The 16,697-nt window shown below is 71.7% G+C and carries 15 protein-coding genes; 7 read left to right on the top strand and 8 right to left on the bottom strand.

All coding sequences use genetic code 11. The annotated features are described in order from the left end of the window. Positions 1–209 precede the first annotated feature (209 nt). Together ACZ60T_RS32115 and ACZ60T_RS32110 are read right to left on the bottom strand one after the other, a co-directional pair. On the bottom strand, positions 210–1,229 hold the full coding sequence (locus ACZ60T_RS32115) for a metallophosphoesterase family protein (RefSeq protein WP_469669161.1): 1,020 nt from the start codon (positions 1,227–1,229) through the stop codon (positions 210–212). Positions 1,230–1,417: 188 nt separating this feature from the next. After that, a complete protein-coding gene (locus ACZ60T_RS32110; protein WP_469669160.1) occupies positions 1,418–2,503 on the bottom strand; it encodes a YeiH family protein in 1,086 nt (361 codons plus the stop codon). A 71-nt stretch (positions 2,504–2,574) separates the two neighbouring features. Here ACZ60T_RS32110 and ACZ60T_RS32105 point away from each other — a divergent pair, with 71 nt between their 5' ends. After that, positions 2,575–3,504 carry a LysR substrate-binding domain-containing protein gene (locus tag ACZ60T_RS32105; protein WP_469669159.1) on the top strand — a complete coding sequence of 310 codons (930 nt, stop codon included), beginning with the start codon at positions 2,575–2,577 and terminating at the stop codon, positions 3,502–3,504. A gap of 33 nt (positions 3,505–3,537) precedes the next feature. Here ACZ60T_RS32105 and ACZ60T_RS32100 read toward each other — a convergent pair whose 3' ends face one another. Beyond that, positions 3,538–4,374 carry a TrmH family RNA methyltransferase gene (locus ACZ60T_RS32100; RefSeq protein ID WP_469669157.1) on the bottom strand — a complete coding sequence of 279 codons (837 nt, stop codon included), beginning with the start codon at positions 4,372–4,374 and terminating at the stop codon, positions 3,538–3,540. A 283-nt stretch (positions 4,375–4,657) separates the two neighbouring features. Here ACZ60T_RS32100 and ACZ60T_RS32095 point away from each other — a divergent pair, with 283 nt between their 5' ends. Continuing rightward, positions 4,658–5,569, top strand: coding sequence for a glycosyltransferase family 2 protein (locus ACZ60T_RS32095; RefSeq protein WP_469669155.1), 912 nt, complete (start codon positions 4,658–4,660; stop codon positions 5,567–5,569). Between the two features lie 81 nt (positions 5,570–5,650). Here the strand turns inward: ACZ60T_RS32095 and ACZ60T_RS32090 are convergent, their stop codons facing one another. Next, positions 5,651–7,375 carry a bifunctional 3'-5' exonuclease/DNA polymerase gene (locus tag ACZ60T_RS32090; protein WP_469669154.1) on the bottom strand — a complete coding sequence of 575 codons (1,725 nt, stop codon included), beginning with the start codon at positions 7,373–7,375 and terminating at the stop codon, positions 5,651–5,653. Between the two features lie 61 nt (positions 7,376–7,436). Then, on the bottom strand, positions 7,437–8,186 hold the full coding sequence (locus tag ACZ60T_RS32085; protein WP_469669152.1) for a Clp protease N-terminal domain-containing protein: 750 nt from the start codon (positions 8,184–8,186) through the stop codon (positions 7,437–7,439). A gap of 92 nt (positions 8,187–8,278) precedes the next feature. On the opposite strand from ACZ60T_RS32085, the gene ACZ60T_RS32080 reads away from it, so the two are divergent. Continuing rightward, entirely contained in the window at positions 8,279–9,394 is a 1,116-nt protein-coding gene (locus ACZ60T_RS32080; RefSeq protein WP_469669151.1) for a DUF2786 domain-containing protein, read from the top strand. Positions 9,395–9,425: 31 nt separating this feature from the next. Here the strand turns inward: ACZ60T_RS32080 and ACZ60T_RS32075 are convergent, their stop codons facing one another. Further along, on the bottom strand, positions 9,426–9,935 hold the full coding sequence (locus ACZ60T_RS32075) for a DUF4232 domain-containing protein (RefSeq protein ID WP_365631589.1): 510 nt from the start codon (positions 9,933–9,935) through the stop codon (positions 9,426–9,428). 165 nt (positions 9,936–10,100) lie between these two features. Between ACZ60T_RS32075 and ACZ60T_RS32070 the strand changes: the two genes are divergently transcribed. Continuing rightward, the gene (locus tag ACZ60T_RS32070) at positions 10,101–12,215 is read left to right on the top strand and encodes an FUSC family protein (RefSeq protein ID WP_469669149.1); all 2,115 of its coding nucleotides are present in this window, start codon (positions 10,101–10,103) and stop codon (positions 12,213–12,215) included. Between the two features lie 15 nt (positions 12,216–12,230). Here ACZ60T_RS32070 and ACZ60T_RS32065 read toward each other — a convergent pair whose 3' ends face one another. Continuing rightward, entirely contained in the window at positions 12,231–12,740 is a 510-nt protein-coding gene (locus ACZ60T_RS32065) for a hypothetical protein (protein ID WP_469669147.1), read from the bottom strand. A gap of 329 nt (positions 12,741–13,069) precedes the next feature. On the opposite strand from ACZ60T_RS32065, the gene ACZ60T_RS32060 reads away from it, so the two are divergent. After that, positions 13,070–13,327 carry a DUF397 domain-containing protein gene (locus tag ACZ60T_RS32060; RefSeq protein ID WP_365631595.1) on the top strand — a complete coding sequence of 86 codons (258 nt, stop codon included), beginning with the start codon at positions 13,070–13,072 and terminating at the stop codon, positions 13,325–13,327. Positions 13,328–13,421: 94 nt separating this feature from the next. Here ACZ60T_RS32060 and ACZ60T_RS32055 read toward each other — a convergent pair whose 3' ends face one another. After that, on the bottom strand, positions 13,422–13,916 hold the full coding sequence (locus ACZ60T_RS32055; protein ID WP_365631597.1) for an ATP-binding protein: 495 nt from the start codon (positions 13,914–13,916) through the stop codon (positions 13,422–13,424). Positions 13,917–14,256: 340 nt separating this feature from the next. Here ACZ60T_RS32055 and ACZ60T_RS32050 point away from each other — a divergent pair, with 340 nt between their 5' ends. Together ACZ60T_RS32050 and ACZ60T_RS32045 are read left to right on the top strand one after the other, a co-directional pair. Then, the gene (locus ACZ60T_RS32050; protein WP_252425171.1) at positions 14,257–15,093 is read left to right on the top strand and encodes a helix-turn-helix domain-containing protein; all 837 of its coding nucleotides are present in this window, start codon (positions 14,257–14,259) and stop codon (positions 15,091–15,093) included. Positions 15,094–15,235: 142 nt separating this feature from the next. Further along, complete coding sequence (locus tag ACZ60T_RS32045; RefSeq protein ID WP_365631599.1) at positions 15,236–16,696, top strand: aldehyde dehydrogenase family protein; 1,461 nt, start codon at positions 15,236–15,238, stop codon at positions 16,694–16,696. The last annotated feature ends 1 nt before the right edge of the window (position 16,697 follow it).

Genomic DNA, 16,697 nt, shown 5'->3' with positions numbered 1-16,697 from the left:
TTCCGTCATAGGGCGGCATGGCCTGAACCTCCTAGTCACCTTCGATCTTGAGCTCGTAATGCGTAGGTCTCGGGTTCGAATCCCGAAGGCGGCTCCATCCGAACCCCAGCCCGGACAGTGTCTGAGCTGGGGTTTTCGTGTTTCCTTGGCTGATCGGCCTTACAGGCGGGCAACGTCGCCGGGCCCTGGCGGCGTTGCCCGGCCCGGGGTCAGATCTGTGTGGCAAGCGGGACGGAGATCTGCTTCATCCAGTTGCCGGTTGCGAAGTCGCGTGCCTTGATGACGACGCGATCGCGGTACACGTCCACCTGGAGTCCCTGGTTGAAGTGTCCGGGGACCGTGACCTCGCCGCCCTGGCCGTTGTCGGCGAAACCGGTCTGCACCGCACCGGTGTTGATCACCGAGAAGCCGTCGATGTTGGCGGTGCCCGGCACGACCCGGCGTACATACCAGTCGGACAGGGTCAGGTCCCAGTGGGTGTGGCCGCTGAACAGGAACACGTCGCGGTAGCGCCCGAGGAGACCGAGAAGACGGTCGGGCTGGAGGTAGTCGCTCATGTAGATCTTGCTGCGGGTACCGGAGACGGTGTTGGGCAGCGGGTGATGGGTGATCACCATGACCGGCTTGCGGCGCCGCGCCCAGTACTGCAGGCGGTCCTCGAGCCACTGGAACTGCGCCTCACTGATCCACACCTCGTCCCACAGGGAGTTGTCGTGGTACTTCATGTAGCGCTCGGTGCCGATGGTCAGGACCGGGATGCCGCCGAACGTCGTCTCCGCGTAGATCGTGGAACGCTTGGCGAAGCGGTAGAAGCTGCGGAAGAGGGAGTCCTCGGTGGTGCCGTTGGGCCAGGTGTCCTGGGCGAGGGTGTCCGGGTCGGCCCACTTGGGGACGTAGAACTCGTGGTTGCCTATGGCCCAGGCGACCTTGTGCGGCTTGGGGCCCTGGTCCAACGCCTTCTGTACTTCGGCGTATTCGAAGTCGTAGCCGCGCGGGGTGATGTCCCCGGCGACGGCCATGCCCGAGGAGTGCGGGTTGGTGGCCTTGATGTCCTTGAGCGCCTCGGTGAAGTCGCTGAGGTCGCCCTGAATGTCGCTGATGACGTTGAACGTGGTGACAAGCTTGCCGCCATTGCCGGTGGCGGCCGGTGCGGCCTCGGCGGGCGCCTGGGCGAGACCTCCGAGCGCCAGGGCTCCAGCGGTCGCGCTCAGAAGGGATCTTCGGTCCACGGTCTTTCCTTTCGGCGTCGCGCGGGATGTGGGACAGCGACCCCGCGCGTTGGGCTAGACCCGTTATCAATAAGCGATCAAGCGGGCGGGTAGGTGAACGTCCCTCGACATTTCGACCATGGTCCCGATCGTCACGCCGACCGCCGCTGATACCGGAGGGCCCGGCGTACCCGTCCTGCTCGGCGGTCTCAGGTCGTCAGCATGACCCCGGCGTACGCCGCGGCGCCGACGACCAGCCAGGAGCCCAGGCCGAGCAGTGCCATGCGGGCGCCGCCGGTGCGGGCCAGGGTCGGCAGGTGCACCGCGCTGCCGAGCCCGAACAGGGCAGCGGCGAGCAGCAGTTCCTGCGCGGTGTTCGCGGTGTCGAGTACTTCGCTGCCGAGCAACTCGGTGCTGCGCAGGACGACCATCGCCAGGAAGCCGACGACGAACAGGGGCAGCAGGGCGGGTCGGCTGCCGTCGCCGTTCGCGGGGTGTCCGACGTTCTTGCGGCGGCGGCTCAGGGCCACCCCCGCGACCAGCGGCGCCAGCATGGCGACCCGGATCAGCTTGACCAGGACCCCCTCGGTCAGTGCCTTGGGTCCGGCGGTCTGGGCGGTGGCGACGACTTGTCCGACATCGTGCACACTGGCGCCGACCCAGTGCCCGAACTGCGTCGCGTCCAGGCCGAGCGGGGCCTTGAGCAGCGGCAGTACGGCGATGGCGAGCGTGCCGCAGAGCGTCACCAGGGCGACCGACGAGGCGACCTCCGCCTCGTGCCGCGCGTCGCCCTTGTCCTTGCCGAGCACGCCGCTGACCGCGCCGATCGCGGAGGCGCCGCAGATCGAGTAGCCGGTGGCGACGAGCAGCGACTGGTCGTCGGAGAGGCCGATCCTGCGGCCCATCCACCGCGTCCCGAAGAACGTGATCAGGACGACCGCGACCACCATGACCAGGGACTGCCAGCCGAGCCCGGCCACGTCGCCAAGGCTCAGCTTCAGGCCGAGCAGCACGATGCCGAGCCGCATCAGCCGCTTGCCCGCCAGGGAGAGGCCGGGCCGGGCGACACCGCGTACGAGGGGAGCGGCGCCTGGCAGATGCGCCGCGACGACACCGAGCACGACGGCGACGGTGAGCGTCGGTACGGCGGGCACCAGTGCGTGCACCCCGAAGGCCGCCGCCACGCCGACGGCGGCGAGCGCGAGACCCGGCACGGCGCCGTTTTTGCGCGGGGTGGCGGGGAGCGGGGTGGGGCGCGCATCGGGCGTGCGGCGTTCGGGACCGGCGAAGACCATGATTTTCAGCCTGCGCCCGGCGTGCGCCGCTCGCTAGACGCGATCTCGTGGGCAGGTCATAGAGTTCCCCTATGGCCCTGGTCCCTGAGTCCTCCGACGCGCATCCGCGACCGCTCCCCGATCTGCACGCCCTGCAACTGCTGGTCTGCGTCGCCGAGACCGGGAGCCTGGGGCGGGCCGCCGCGCGGCTGCGCATCAGCCAGCCCTCCGCGAGCGCCCGGATACGCACGCTGGAGCGGCGCCTGGGCCTGCGGCTGCTCGACCGCTCCCCCTCGGGCTCCCGGCTCACCCCGGCCGGTGCCGTGGTCGGCGACTGGGCGCGCTCCCTGCTCGAACAGGCCGAGGCGCTGGTCGCGGGCGCCGCCGCGCTGCGCTCCCGGCAGGATCACCGGCTCCTGGTGACCGCGAGTCTGACCATCGCCGAGGAACTGATGCCGGGCTGGCTGGTCGCGCTGCGCGAAGAGGGGGCGGACACGCATGTCGGGCTCACCGTCACCAACAGCTCCGGGGTGATCGAGGCGCTGCGCCGCAGGAGTTGCGACCTGGGCTTCGTCGAGGGCCCCTGGGTGCCGGACGACCTGCACCGCACCGTGGTCGGCCGGGACCGCCTCGCCGTGGTCGTGGCCCCCGGTCACCCCTGGGCTCGGCGCCGCCGCCCGCTGAGCGGCCGTGAACTCGCCGACACCCCGCTGCTGCTGCGCGAGCCCGGCTCCGGCACCCGCGAAACCCTGGAGAAGGCGCTGCGCCCGTACGACGGTGTGGCCGTGCCGGTCCTCGAACTGGGCTCCACCGCGCCCTTGCGCAGCGCCGTCGCCCGAGGCCTGGCGCCCGCGGTGCTCTCCGCACTGGCCGTTCAGGAGGACGTGGGCCACGGCCGCCTGGTCGAGGTCGAGGTCGATCCGGCGGTCCCGCTGCGCAGGCTGCTGCACGCGGTGTGGCTCAAGGGCCATGAACTGCCGGAGGCGGCACTGAGGCTGCTCGGGGTGGCGCGGTCGGGCTAGGCCCTCTCGTCCGCGCTCCCGGCGTCGGGCGGCTCAGCCCTTGCGCGACGTCATGCGCTGGCGTACGGCCTCGTAGGTGAAGAGGGCCGCCGAGACCGCGACGTTGAGGGAGTCGACCTGGCCGAACATCGGGATCTTCGCCTTGGTGTGGCTGCCCGCGAGCCAGCGGTCCGACAGGCCGTACTTCTCGCTGCCGACGAGGACGGCCGTGGGGCCGGTCATGTCGAGGTCCGCCATCAGGACGTCCGTGTCGGGGGTGGTGGCGACGACGTTGACCGCGTGTTCGGCCAGCCAGTTCATGACCTCTTCGGAGCCCGCCGAGGCGATCGGGACGGCGAACACCGTGCCCTTGCTGGCCCGGATCACGTTCGGGTTGCCCCAGTCGGTCACGGGGTTGGCCGAGATCACGGCGGTCACACCGGCCGCGTCCGCGGTGCGCAGCATCGAACCCAGGTTGCCGGGCTTCTCGACGCTCTCGCAGACGAGAAACAGGGCGTGCTCGTCGACCTCGATACGGGACAGGTCGGTCTCGATGTCCGGGACGACGGCGAGCCAGCCGTCCGGGCCCTCGCGGTAGGCGGCCTTGTCGAAGGCCTGGCGGCTCAGGCTGTAGAGCGCGGCTCCCCGTTCGGCGGCGCGGGACACCACGTTCCGCGGGTCCGAGTCGCCGGTCAGCGCGGGGCAGAAGTACAGCTCGCGGGGGCGGACACCGGCGCGCAGGGCGAGGTCCAGTTCCTCGTAGCCCTCCACGAGGGTCACTTGGGAGCTCTGCCGGTTCCGCCGGCGGCGGAGAGCGGCGAGTTCCTTCACACGAGGGTTGCTCGGGCTGGAGATTTCCTTGGGTGAACCAACCCGTGGGGTGGACGGCATCGGCGGTGGGAATCACGGCGCCTCACGGGCTCCGATCCTCCGCCCCCTTTCTTCTGGTGCACTGCGCGCGGTCGTGGCCAGGGTACATGCGGGTCCCGCGCCGGGGCCGCCCGTGCGGGGGAGCGCGCGCCCGCCCGTACGGACGGAAGATCAGCCCGGCAGCCGTCCCGGGCGGTGGCGGCCACGATGGCCGGGCGCCTTCCCGGTGAGCTGACATCGGGCGTCTTCTCGGTGAACGGCTAGCATCGCCTGCACAGTTGTCGGTGGGGATGGGGTGGAAGTCGTGGCACAGCCGGATTCGCGGTCCGGGCCCCGTATCGCCGTGGCCGTCGTGACCATGGGCAATCGGCCCGCCGAGGTCGACGCCCTCCTTCAGTCCGTGGCCAAGCAGGACCTCGCCCCGGCCCGCATCGTCATCGTCGGGAACGGCTGCCCGCTGCCCGAGTTCGCCGAACGCCTCGGCCTGCCCGGCGAGGTCACCTGTATCGAGGTCGACGAGAACCTCGGCTGCCCCGGCGGTCGCAATGTGGCCCTCGCCAGGCTGCGGGAGTTCGGGGACGTCGACATCGTGGTCGACCTCGACGACGACGGGCTGCTCGTGGACGCCGATGTGCTCCGGCGCGTACGGGATCTGTACGCGGCCGATCCCCGGCTCGGCATCGTCGGGTTCCGTATCGCCGACGAGCACGGCGAGACCCAGCGGCGGCACGTGCCGCGGGTCGGCGCCACCGATCCCATGCGCGGTGGGCCGGTGACCGGGTTCCTCGGCGGTGGGCACGCGCTGTCCATGGCCATGCTCGCCCAGACCGGCGACTGGCCCGCGGAGTTCTTCTTCGCGCACGAGGAGACGGATCTGGCCTGGCGGGCCGCCGACGCGGGCTGGACCATCCTGTACGCGCCCGAGCTGCTGCTCCAGCACCCGAAGACCTCGCCTGCCCGCCACGCCATCTACTACCGGGTCACGGCGCGCAACCGGGTGTGGCTCGTACGGCGGCGGCTGCCTCTCCTGCTCATCCCGGTCCACCTCGGGGTGTGGACGGCCGTCACGCTCCTGCGGACGCGCTCGGCGGGCGGGCTGAGGGCCTGGTTCGGCGGGTTCATGGAGGGGCTGCGGACCTCGGGCGGCGAGAGACGACCCATGCGCTGGCGCACGGTGTGGCGCCTCACCCGACTCGGCCGACCGCCGGTCATCTAGTCGTAGTCGGCCACCCGTCGTCTCGTCTACCGACTACCTGTCATCTCGTTCGCCGGTCGCCGGTCGCCGGTCGGCCGACCGTCACTTCGCGTCCGCGTAGCACTCCACCACCGCCGTCGTGAACGGGATCCGTACCGGCGTCTCGCCGAACGTCAGCCGCATCGCCAGGTCCGCGGCCTCCTGGATCGCCGCGGCCACCGTGTCCGCCTCCTCGGCCGGGCAGTGCACGATCACCTCGTCGTGCTGGAAGAAGACCAGCTCGGCGGCGAGGCCCGCGCAGGCCCGGCGGAGGGCGGCGAGCAGGAGCAGCGCCCAGTCGGCGGCGCTGCCCTGCACGACGAAGTTGCGTGCGAAGCGGCCACGGGCCCGGGGGTTGGGAGACGCGTAGCCCGGTATCCACTGCTCTGGTTCCGCAGGCGACGAGCCGTCCGCAGGCGGCGGGACCTCCGTGGGCGAGGGGCCCTCCTGCGGGATGCCTGCCTCCTCCGTCGCGTTCTCGGACGCCCCGCTCGCCGGTGGGCACGTCCGCCCGAGCCAGGTCCGTACGAGCCGGCCCTCCTCGCCCGCGCGGGCCGCGTCGTCGACGTACGCGATCGCTCTCGGGAAGCGGCGGCGCAGTGCGGCGAGGTTCTTCAGGCCGTCGCCGGAGGTCTGGCCGTAGATCGCGCCGAGCACCGCGAGCTTGGCCTGGGCGCGGTCGCCGGAGAACGCGCGGTCCGACACCGACTGGTAGAGGTCGGCCGTACGGCCCGCGACCTCCATGAACGCCGGGTCGCGGGAGATCGCGGCGAGGACGCGCGGCTCCATCTGGGCCGCGTCGGCCACGACCAGCCGCCAGCCGGGGTCGGCGACCACGGCCCGCCGGATGACCTTGGGGATCTGCAGCGCGCCGCCGCCGTTGGTGACCCAGCGGCCCGTGACCGTACCGCCCGGCAGGTACTCGGGCCGGAAGCGGCCGTCGCGCACCCAGTCCGTGAGCCAGGACCAGCCGTGGGCGACCCAGATGCGGTACAGCTTCTTGTACTCCAGCAGGGGCCGCACGGCCGGGTGGTCGAGGGACTCGAGCTCCCAGCGGCGGGTGGAGCGCACCTTGATCCCGGCCTGCCCGAACGCCTTGACGACATCCGCGGGCAGATCACAGCGGACCCGGCGGCCGAAGGCGGCCGACACCTCCTCGGCCAGCTCGGCCAGGCGCCGGGGCTCGCCGCCGCCCGCGTACCGCTCGCCGAGCAGGTCGTGCAGCACCTCGCGGTGGACGTCCGCGCGCCACGGCAGCCCGGTCCGGTTCATCTCCGAGGCCACGAGCATGCCCGCCGACTCGGCGGCGGTGAGCAGCCGCATCCGGCCGGGGTGGGCGGTGGTGTCGTGACGGCGCTGCTGGTCCGCGTAGACCGCGACCAGGTCCTGGAGGGGGATGTGGGTGGGGCGCGGTTCGAAGAGGGAGGACTGGGCGCCCGGTTCGGCGGCGCGCTGCGGGGGATCCGGGGGTACGGGGCCGCCGCGCAGCCGGGCCAGCGCGGCGGCGGCCGACCGGGGCTCGCCGAGGCGCCCCTCATGGCCGAGGAGGAGGGTCTCGGCGGCCTCGACGTCGTAGCACCGGTCCACGCGCACCCCCGCGGCGAGCAGCCGGTGCTGGACGTCGGCGGTGGACCGCCACACCCACCGGGTGACCTCGGGCCGCGCCCGTACGGCCCCGACGAGATCCCCCTCCTTGACCACGGACCCCGCGAGCAGCCCGTCCGGGCCGAGGGCGGCGACCTCCACGCCGCCGTCCTCGGCCGGGGCGAGAGCCCAGCGTCCGGTCATGTCGCGAGTGTGGCAGAGGGGTCTGACAACGGCCCGGGACGTGCCGCCCGAACCCCCGCGCTCAGCCCTTCTGTTCGCGGGCCTCCTGTTCGCGGGCCTCGAGGAACTGGGCGAGCATCTTCGTGACGTACTCCTCGGTCGCCGCCTTGGTGATGCCGAGGCCGCTCAGCACGCCCTCGCCGTTCTCCAGCTCCAGGAGCGCGAGCAGGATGTGCTCCGTGCCGATGTAGTTGTGGCCGAGGCGCAGGGCCTCGCGGAAGGTGAGTTCGAGGGCCTTCTTCGCCGCGGGGGCGTACGGGACGAGCTGCGGGACCTCCTCGACGCGGGGCGGCAGAGCCGCGGTCGCCGCCTCGACCACCGCTTCCGGCGAGACACCCTGTGCGGTGATCGCCTTGGCCGCGAAGGCCTCCGGCTCGGCGAGCAGCCCGAGGACGAGGTGCGCGGGGTGGGTCTCGGCGTTGCCCGCGGCCCTCGCGCCGTCGTGCGCGGCCATGACCACGTTGCGCGCGCGGAGCGTGTAGCGGCTGAACCCGTGGCTGGGGTCGAGATCCGCGGACTCCTTGGGCACGAAGCGCTTCTGGGCCGCCTGCCGGGTCACGCCCATGCTCTTGCCGATGTCGGTCCACGAGGCGCCCGAGCGCCGTGCCTGGTCCACGAAGTGGCCGATCAGATGGTCGGCCACGTCGCCGAGGTGCTCCGCGGCCAGCACCGCGTCCTGGAGCTGGTCGAGCGCGTCGGGGTGCACCTTCTTGATGGCGTCGATGAGGTCGTCGAGGCGCAGATTCGTCGGGTTGTGCGCGTTCTCCGTCATGTGTCAACCGTAGGTTGCCACCCCAGTGCTGTCAACCGATGGTTGACATGTGGAGCGCGGTGTTCGCTCCCGCCCATGTCACGATCGAACGCGTGAGTACGACGACCACCGTGGACCGCGCCTTCCGGGCCGCCCTCTACGACGACACGGACACGGCCCTCGACACCGGTGCCTCCCTGCTCGCCGCCGACCCCTCGGCCGACGACGAACTCGCCCGGCACGGCGAGCAGTTCGTGGCCGCCGCCTGGCGACGCGGCTGGCAGCCCGCCGACGTCGTACGGCTGGTGCGCCGCGAGCTGGACGACAGCCACGTACGCCTCGTCTCGACGCTGATCCGCGCGGAGGCCGGGCAGCGGCCGTCCCCCGGCCCGCGCTGGGCCGCCCAGCTCGAGGACCTCGACGCGGAGCCCCTGCGCGTCCCCGACCGCTTCTCGTACGCCACCGCCGCCCTGGAGCTGTACCGGCTGCTGCTGCGCCTGCCCGCCCTCGAACCCCTCGACGCGCCCCGGTCCGCCGCCCCGCGGCAGCCGGAGTCCCGCATGCTCACGCGCATCCGCGCCCTGCTCGCCAAGGCGGAGGCGACCGGATACCCGGAGGAGGCCGAGGCGCTCAGCGCCAAGGCGCAGGAGCTGATGGCCCGGCACAGCATCGACGAGGCGCTGCTCGGCGCCCGTACGCACGCCAAGGACGCGCCCGGCGCCTGTCGCGTGGGCGTCGACGCGCCCTACGAGAGCGCCAAGGCCGTGCTCCTGGACGCGGTCGCGACCGCCAACCGCTGCCGGGCCGTGTGGCACGAGGCGCTCGGGTTCTCCACGGTCGTCGGCTTCGAAGCCGATCTGGAGGCCGTCGAACTCCTTTACACCTCGCTGCTCGTGCAGGCCACCACCGCGATGACGACCGCGGAGGCGGCGCAGCGAAAGGGCGGCCGGAAGCGTACGAAGACGTTCCGGCAGTCGTTCCTGGCCGCGTACGCGCACCGCATCGGCGACCGGCTCCAGGCCGCCGCCGAGGGGCAGACGGCCGGGCACGAAGGGGAGTTGCTGCCGGTGCTCGCGGCCCGGGACGTGGCCGTCGTGCACCACACCGAGCTGCTGTTCCCGGACACGGTCACCACCCGGCTGCGCGGCGTCAGCGACGCGGCGGGCTGGGAGCAGGGGGCCGCCGCCGCCGATCGCGCCCAGGTCGCGGGGCGGCGACGGCTTCCCTGACCGCGGCCTCGCGCGGCGGTCACTCCCCGCCTCAGTCGCCCGCGACCTGCACCGGGCTCACCGACGCGTCCGGAGTGTGCGCGTCCTTGAGCGCCACCTCCCCGAACGTCCAGCGGTGGCTCTGCGCGTCGTCGGCACCCGGGAGGGTGATCTTCAGGGTCTTCGCCGCGGCGCTGAGCGAGCCGCCCGCCTTCCCCCGGACGTAGGTGAGGGTGAAGGTCGCCGTCTCGTCCTTGCGCAGCGTCACCTTCTCCGGCTTCGTCCCCTTCTCCTCCGCGACGCGCCACGACGTGGTGCCGTCCGTCAGCTCGACGCCGGGGAAGCCCTCGAAGACGCACGTCCCGGTGCCGTTGTTGGTGAGGGTGACCGGGACATTGCCCGTGTCGCCCGCGGTGGTGGCCGCGTTGCCGGGGCCCACCTCGACGGCGGTGGAGCACGCGGAGTCCTTCGCGGCGGTGTCGTCGCCCCCGCCTCCGCAGGCGGTCAGGGTCAGGGCCGCGGCGAGGGCGGTGACGGCAAGGGGGACGCGGAGCGTACGCATGTGGGTCCTCTGGAGTCGTGACGGTCTTCCTGGATCATCACGCAGGCGGGCGGCCGTGCGGGCCGCGCCCCCCAGGAACGCCCCGGCCGCGCCCCCGGAACGCTCCTCTGCGCCGTCCGCCGCGAATATCGGGATGATCCCGTATGTCTCCCTTACGCTGACGGAATGAGCTGGGTGCGGGCGCTGAAGGAGGCCGCGCGCTCGGGGCTGAGGATCGAGCGCAAGCGACTCGACCCGCTGCTCGCGGTGCGCGGTGCGACAGGACTCGCGCTGGTGATCGCGGCCAGTCTGTGGCTGTTCGGGCCCGTGGTGGCGGCCAGTTCGGCGTTCGGCGCGTTCCAGGCGGCGATCGCGACCTTCCAGCGCAGTTGGCGCCCGCGCCCCGAACTCGCCCTCGTGTCCGGCACGAGCCTCGCCGTCTCCACCTTCGTCGGCTATCTCACCGTCTCCCGGCTGCCGTTGTTCCTGGTCCTGCTCGCCGTCTGGACCTTCCTGGCCGGGTTGTTCTGGGCCGCGGGCCCGACGGCCGGTCTGATCGCCTCCTCGAACGTCGCGATCATGCTGGTGACGGTCACCCTGCCGGCGTCCGTGGCGCAGGCCGCCGAGCACGCCGCGATGATGATCGTCGGCGGTCTGGTGCAGGCGGCCCTGGTCATGCTGTTCCCGGTACGTCCCTGGGGCGCGCATCGCGACGCGCTCGCCGACGCGCTGGCCGCCGAGGCCGACTACGCGCGACGACTGCGCGACGACCCGGTCGCGCCCTTCGACCCGCTGCCGCTGATGGAGGCCCGCGACGCCGCCGCTCTCACCCCGCGCCAGGCCCGCCGCCGCCCCGCGCAGCTCCACGGCACCCGCGGTCTCGCCGAACGCCTCCGGCCGGTGCTCGCCTCGCTGGCCGACCCCGCCGTCGGCGTCCCGCGCGAGGGCCGCGCGCGCGAGCGCGTACGCGAACTGCTCGGCGCCGCCGCCGACATCCTCGAGGCCGCGGCGGGCGCTATCCGCCACGGCACCCCGCTCGACCTGCCGGCGCACGCGGTGGCCGCCCTCAGGACCCCGGACACGGAGGCGATCCTCACCGGCCCGGTGTACCGGACGTCGGAACGGCTGCGGACCCTGCTCCAGGACGTCCTGGAGACGGCCGGTGCCACCCGGCAGGAGGAGACGGCCGTCGCCGGGGGCTCCCCGCCCCGGTACCGCGAGCGCCCCAACCTCCTCCGCATGATCCCCGCCGTCCTGCGCACCCTGCGCGCGGAACTGCGCCCCGGCTCCCCGGTCGCCCGCCACGCGGCCCGCGTCGCGGTGGTCGCCGCCGTCGGGTACCTCCTCGGTGACGTCCTGCCCTTCGGCCATGGCTACTGGGCCCCGCTGGCCGCCGTCATGATCATGCGTCCCGACTTCTCCCAGACCTACAGCCGCGCCGTCGGCCGGTTCTGCGGCACGCTCGTCGGCGTCGCCCTCGCCACCGGCGTCGTACGGCTCGGACCCGCGGACCCGGTCCAGTCCGGTGCCCTCGCCGTGCTCGCCGCCGCCCTGATGTACACGGTCCGGCGCACCGGGCAGATCGCGGCCCAGGCCTGTATCGCCGCGTACGTCGTCTTCCTGCTCGGCATGGCCGGGGAGCAGTGGACCCAGACCGTGCCCGAACGTGTCCTGCTCACCCTGCTCGGCGGTGTGCTCGCCATGCTCGCCTACGCGGTCTATCCGGCCTGGGAGACCCCGCGGCTCCGGGGCCGCCTGGCCGACTGGCTGACCGCGCAGGGCCGGTACGCCGCCGCCGTCATCGGCCACTACGCCGAACCCGTCGGCAAGAACGCCCCCGATGTGCGGGAGGCCATCCTGCGGGCGCGTACCGCCCGAGCCGCCTGGCACACGGCCGTGGACCGGGCCCGCAGCGAGCCGGTGCGCCACCGGGGGCTGTCGCGGGCCGCCGCCGACGGGGCCGAGGAGGCGCTCGCCGAGACAGGCCGCGTCGCCATGCTGCTGGAGGCCCACCTCCCGGAGCGCGGCGCGCCCCCCGTCCCGGCCGCCGCCCGCTTCGCGGACGCCCTGCGCTCCGCGACGGAACAGGGCGCCAAGGCCGTACGGGAACGCCGCCGCCCGTCGTGGGACGCCCTGCGGGAGGTGCTCCAGGTGTGGGACGCGGAGCGGGCGGAGGGCGACGACACCTGCGGCGCGCTCGCTCATCAGGGCGCGGGGCTGGTCCTCGCCGCCCTGGAGGATCTCGGCGAGGCTCTCGGACCCGACGGGTCGCGCAACTCCGGGGACGCCACGGCCCGTTGAGCGGGGCGGGTGGGGTCAGGACCCGATGCTCGGCAGCCCGCTGGGCAGTTGCCCGCCCTCGGACTTCGTGTACGTCTCCGCGCCGAGGCCGCCCTCCCACGTCACCTTCATGCTGGTGGCGTCCACGGAGTCGACCATGCCGGTGCCGCGCTCCTTGCCACCGGACGTGCACGTGAGATGGATCATCTGCATGCCCGTCTCCTCACCGGCGGTCCCGCTGCACACGTCGCCGCCCGTCGCGAAGAGCGCGGCCTTGGTGCCGGTGATCACCAGTGCCACGGCCTTGCCGTCGGTCGTGGCCAGCCAACTGCCCTCCAGCTTCCCGGCCTTGGCGTCCGGGGACTTGGCGTCCGGGGTGGCGGAGCCGCCGTCGGTGTCCGCCGTGGTCGCGCGAGCGCTCGGCTTCGCGGCCGCGTCGTCCCCGGAGTCGCTGCTGCAGCCGGTCAGCAGGAGCGCGGCCGACAGACCCGCGGCCGCGAGCACGCTGCGCGCCTGCCGGTACGTGACATGGTTCGCCGAAGTCACTGAAGTCTCCCCAGGGTGCCGATGACGCCGTCAGGACGATCGCAGCAAGCTACCAGGCGGACACGCGCCGCCGGGCGGTGTCCGGCGTCCTGACCGCCGGAGCCGGGCCGTCATGAACGCGGTCGCGAACACCGAGCCGGGCGGCGGGTGGAACACGAAGGGCGCCGCGTGCGTCTCCGTCAAGGGACCGCAAAAGCTGTAACCGCGGGAACACCCCTCGTGCACGTGCATCTGCTCGCGCATATGCACGTGAACGACGTTATGATCCGGGTCAGTTGACCGTTGCATCAATGGCCACACCAGCCACTGCACCATCCGGGGAGCGACCTGTGGACCACGACGTGTACGACGTGGACGACGTGTACAACGGCATGGCTGCGACCGAACTGCACGGAGTGGCCTGGCAGAAGAGCCGGCACAGCAATTCGCAGGGATCCTGCGTGGAGTTCGCCCGGCTGCCCGGGGGAGAGGTGGCGGTACGCAACTCCCGCTTCCCCGACGGTCCCGCGCTGGTCTACACCCGCGCGGAGATCGAGGCGATGCTGCTCGGCGTCAAGGACGGCGAGTTCGACCACCTGATCGTGTGAGCACGCGGCACGCGAACAGGCCGCGGTCGAGCGGCCGTTGAGCCTGCGCCGGTGACACGCGTAGAACCGCGGCCTCAAAGAGAGCCGTGGGCTGTCACTCGGTGTACGGCGACGACGGCGGCGTGGGCAGCCGGAACAGCGCCCAGACCGCCTTGCCGCTCAGCGTGCCCGCCAGCGGGTGCCAGCCCCAACTGTCGGCGAAGGAGTCCACCAGGAACAGTCCGCGTCCCGACTCCGCCGAGAAGTCCTCCGAGCCGCCCGCGACCGGGCCCTGGTGACTGGGGTCGCGCACGGCGCACACCAGGCGCGCGGTCCAGCGCATCAGATGCAGCCGGATCGGCGGTTCCGGTTCGTCCGCGAGCAGGGCGGGCGCGGGCAGCGCGTGCCGCAGCGCGTTCGTCACCAGCTCGGAGACCACCAGGCAGACATCGTCGAAGCGGTCGCCGACATCCCACTGCACGAGCGTGTTGCGGGTGAAGTGCCGTGCCTCGCGCACCGCTTCGAGCCGGGCGGGCAGAGCGCAGGAGGCGGCGCTGGACGCGGCGGCGGGATCAAGCGGCGGAAGTCCCTGCCGTAAGGGCTCGAGCATGGTCGATCCATTCGTCCCCATGCGAGGCACTCCCGGGTGTTCGCGGTCGTGGCGATGCAGCGGTGGCGCGGGACCATGGTTTCGGATGCGCCAAGCAGATGCAAGGGCAGATGCACGTGCACGAGCCGGAATTGGCTCCCGCCGTCTGCTTTCTACTCGTTTCTTCTGTCACTTTCTTCACCCTTCCGCGCAGTCTCTGATCCACCTCCGCGTCTCAACTTGACTGCTTTCCCTGTCTGTAACCGCACGAGTACTGCTTGAAGTGTTTTAGTGGCAGACTGCGCGGGCGAAGACGTTGGGGAGGCGGACCGAAGTGAGCGCTGGGGACTCGAGCGGCTCGGTGGTGCGGCGCATTCTGCTGGGATCCCATCTCAGGCGCCTGCGGGAGGGGCGCGGCATCACGAGAGAGGCGGCCGGTTACTCGATCCGGGCCTCGGAATCGAAGATCAGCCGCATGGAGTTGGGACGGGTCAGCTTCAAGACCCGCGATGTCGAGGACCTGCTGACGTTGTACGGAATCACCGACGAGGCCGAACGCACCTCACTGCTCTCCTTGGTCAAGGAGGCCAATGTCGCCGGGTGGTGGCACAGCTACTCGGACGTGCTGCCGAACTGGTTCCCGACGTACGTCGGCCTGGAGGGCGCGGCGCATCTGATCCGGTCGTACGAAGTCCAGTTCGTGCACGGCCTGTTGCAGACCGAGGCGTACGCGCACGCGGTCGTGTCCCGGGGCATGAAGGGCGCCGCTGCCGCTGACATCGAGCGACGGGTGGCGCTGCGGCTGGAGCGGCAGAAGTGCCTGGTCGCGGAGAACGCCCCGGAGTTCCAGGTGATCCTCGACGAGGCCGCCCTGCGCCGCCCCTACGGCGACCGGGCGGTGATGCGCGGCCAGCTCCAGCATCTGATCGACCTCTCGGAGCGCCCGAACGTACGGCTGCAGATCATGCCGTTCAGCTTCGGCGGGCACTCCGGCGAGAGCGGCTCCTTCACCATCCTGAGCTTCACCGAGTCCGACCTGTCCGACGTGGTCTACATGGAGCAGCTCACGAGCGCGCTCTACCTGGACAAGCGCGAGGACGTCGGTCAGTACGAGACGGCGATGAAGCAGTTGCAGCAGGACAGCCCGGGACCGGCCGAGAGCCGCGATCTGCTGCGCGGCCTGCTCCAGCTCTCCTGAAGTCCCCTGCCGGTATCGGAGCGAACGCCCAACTCACCTTGCACACACGTACTATGACGTCCAATCAGTTCATGGTGTGATCGCGTGCGGGTGCACGGGTGGCACGGGTGTCTGCTTCGGCTGCAAGGGATTGAGGGGTCACATGTCGTCCTACTTCACCGATCTCGCTCAGCAGTACATCGGCGGCCAGTGGCGCCCCGGCAGGGGCTCCTGGGACATCATCGACTTCAACCCGTACGACGGCGAGAAGCTGGCGTCGATCACGACGGCCACGGTCGACGAGGTCGACGAGGCCTACCGGGCCGCCGAGGCCGCCCAGAAGAAGTGGGCCGCCACCAACCCGTACGCCCGTCGGACCGTGTTCGAGAAGGCGGTCCGCGTCATCGAGGACCGCGAGGCCGAGATCACCGAGGTGATCATCGCCGAGCTGGGCGGCACCCGGCTGAAGGCCGCCTTCGAGCTGCACCTGACCAAGGAACTCCTGCGCGAGTGCATGCAGTTGGCGCTGCGCCCCGAGGGCAAGATCCTCCCGTCGCCGGTCGACGGCAAGGAGAACCGGCTCTACCGCGAGCCCGTCGGCGTCGTCGGTGTGATCAGCCCGTTCAACTTCCCTCTCTTCCTGTCGATCAAGTCCGTCGCCCCGGCGCTGGCGCTCGGCAACGCGGTGGTCCTCAAGCCGCACCAGAACACGCCGATCGTCGGCGGCTCCCTGATCGCGAAGATCTTCGAGGACGCGGGGCTGCCGGGCGGTCTGCTGAACGTCCTGATCACGGACATAGCGGAGATCGGCGACGCGTTCCTGGAGCACCCGGTGCCGAAGGTCATCTCCTTCACCGGCTCCGACGCGGTCGGCCGCCATGTCGCCACCGTCTGCGCCTCGCTCTTCAAGCGCTCGGTTCTCGAACTCGGCGGCAACAGCGCGCTGGTGGTGCTGGACGACGCGGACATCGACTACGCGGTCGACGCCGCCGTCTTCAGTCGGTACGTGCACCAGGGTCAGGTCTGCATGGCCGCGAACCGGGTCCTGGTGGACCGCTCGATCGTCGAGGAGTTCACCGGGAAGTTCGTCGCCAAGGTGAAGTCGCTGAAGGTCGGGGACCCGCGCGACCCGCAGACGGTCATCGGCCCCGTGATCAACTCCGCCCAGGCGAAGGCGGTGTCGGGGGCGGTCGACCAGGCGATCGCCGAGGGTGCGACGGCGCTGGTGCACGGCGCGACCACCGACAACCTGGTCGCCCCGTCCGTCCTGACGGACGTGCCCGCCGACTCCGCGCTGCTCCGGCAGGAGGTCTTCGGCCCGGTCGTCTTCCTCATCCCGTTCGACGGCGAGGAGGACGCGGTCCGGATCGCCAACGACACCCCGTACGGCCTCAGCGGCGCCGTGCACACCGGGGACATCGAGCGTGGCGTGGCCTTCGCCCGGCAGATCGACACGGGCATGTTCCATGTGAACGACGGAACGATCCATGACGAGCCGCTGGTCCCCTTCGGTGGTGAGAAGCACTCGGGCATCGGCCGGTTGAACGGCGAGATGACGATCGAGGCCTTCACCACCCAGAAGTGGATCTCGGTGCAGCACGGGCGCAGCAGCTTCCCGTTCTGAG

The organism is Streptomyces sp. NPDC104371 (assembly GCF_055583785.1).
Note: the sequence above shows the minus strand (reverse complement) of the source record. Positions and strands in the feature narration are given on the sequence as shown.

Coding starts and splice junctions, on each gene's coding strand:
- ACZ60T_RS32110 (WP_469669160.1), bottom strand. CDS start 2,503: ATGGTCTTCGCCGGTCCCGAACGCCGCACGCCCGATGCGCGCCCCACC.
- ACZ60T_RS32105 (WP_469669159.1), top strand. CDS start 2,575: ATGGCCCTGGTCCCTGAGTCCTCCGACGCGCATCCGCGACCGCTCCCC.
- ACZ60T_RS32100 (WP_469669157.1), bottom strand. CDS start 4,374: ATGCCGTCCACCCCACGGGTTGGTTCACCCAAGGAAATCTCCAGCCCG.
- ACZ60T_RS32090 (WP_469669154.1), bottom strand. CDS start 7,375: ATGACCGGACGCTGGGCTCTCGCCCCGGCCGAGGACGGCGGCGTGGAG.
- ACZ60T_RS32085 (WP_469669152.1), bottom strand. CDS start 8,186: ATGACGGAGAACGCGCACAACCCGACGAATCTGCGCCTCGACGACCTC.
- ACZ60T_RS32075 (WP_365631589.1), bottom strand. CDS start 9,935: ATGCGTACGCTCCGCGTCCCCCTTGCCGTCACCGCCCTCGCCGCGGCC.
- ACZ60T_RS32070 (WP_469669149.1), top strand. CDS start 10,101: ATGAGCTGGGTGCGGGCGCTGAAGGAGGCCGCGCGCTCGGGGCTGAGG.
- ACZ60T_RS32055 (WP_365631597.1), bottom strand. CDS start 13,916: ATGCTCGAGCCCTTACGGCAGGGACTTCCGCCGCTTGATCCCGCCGCC.
- ACZ60T_RS32045 (WP_365631599.1), top strand. CDS start 15,236: ATGTCGTCCTACTTCACCGATCTCGCTCAGCAGTACATCGGCGGCCAG.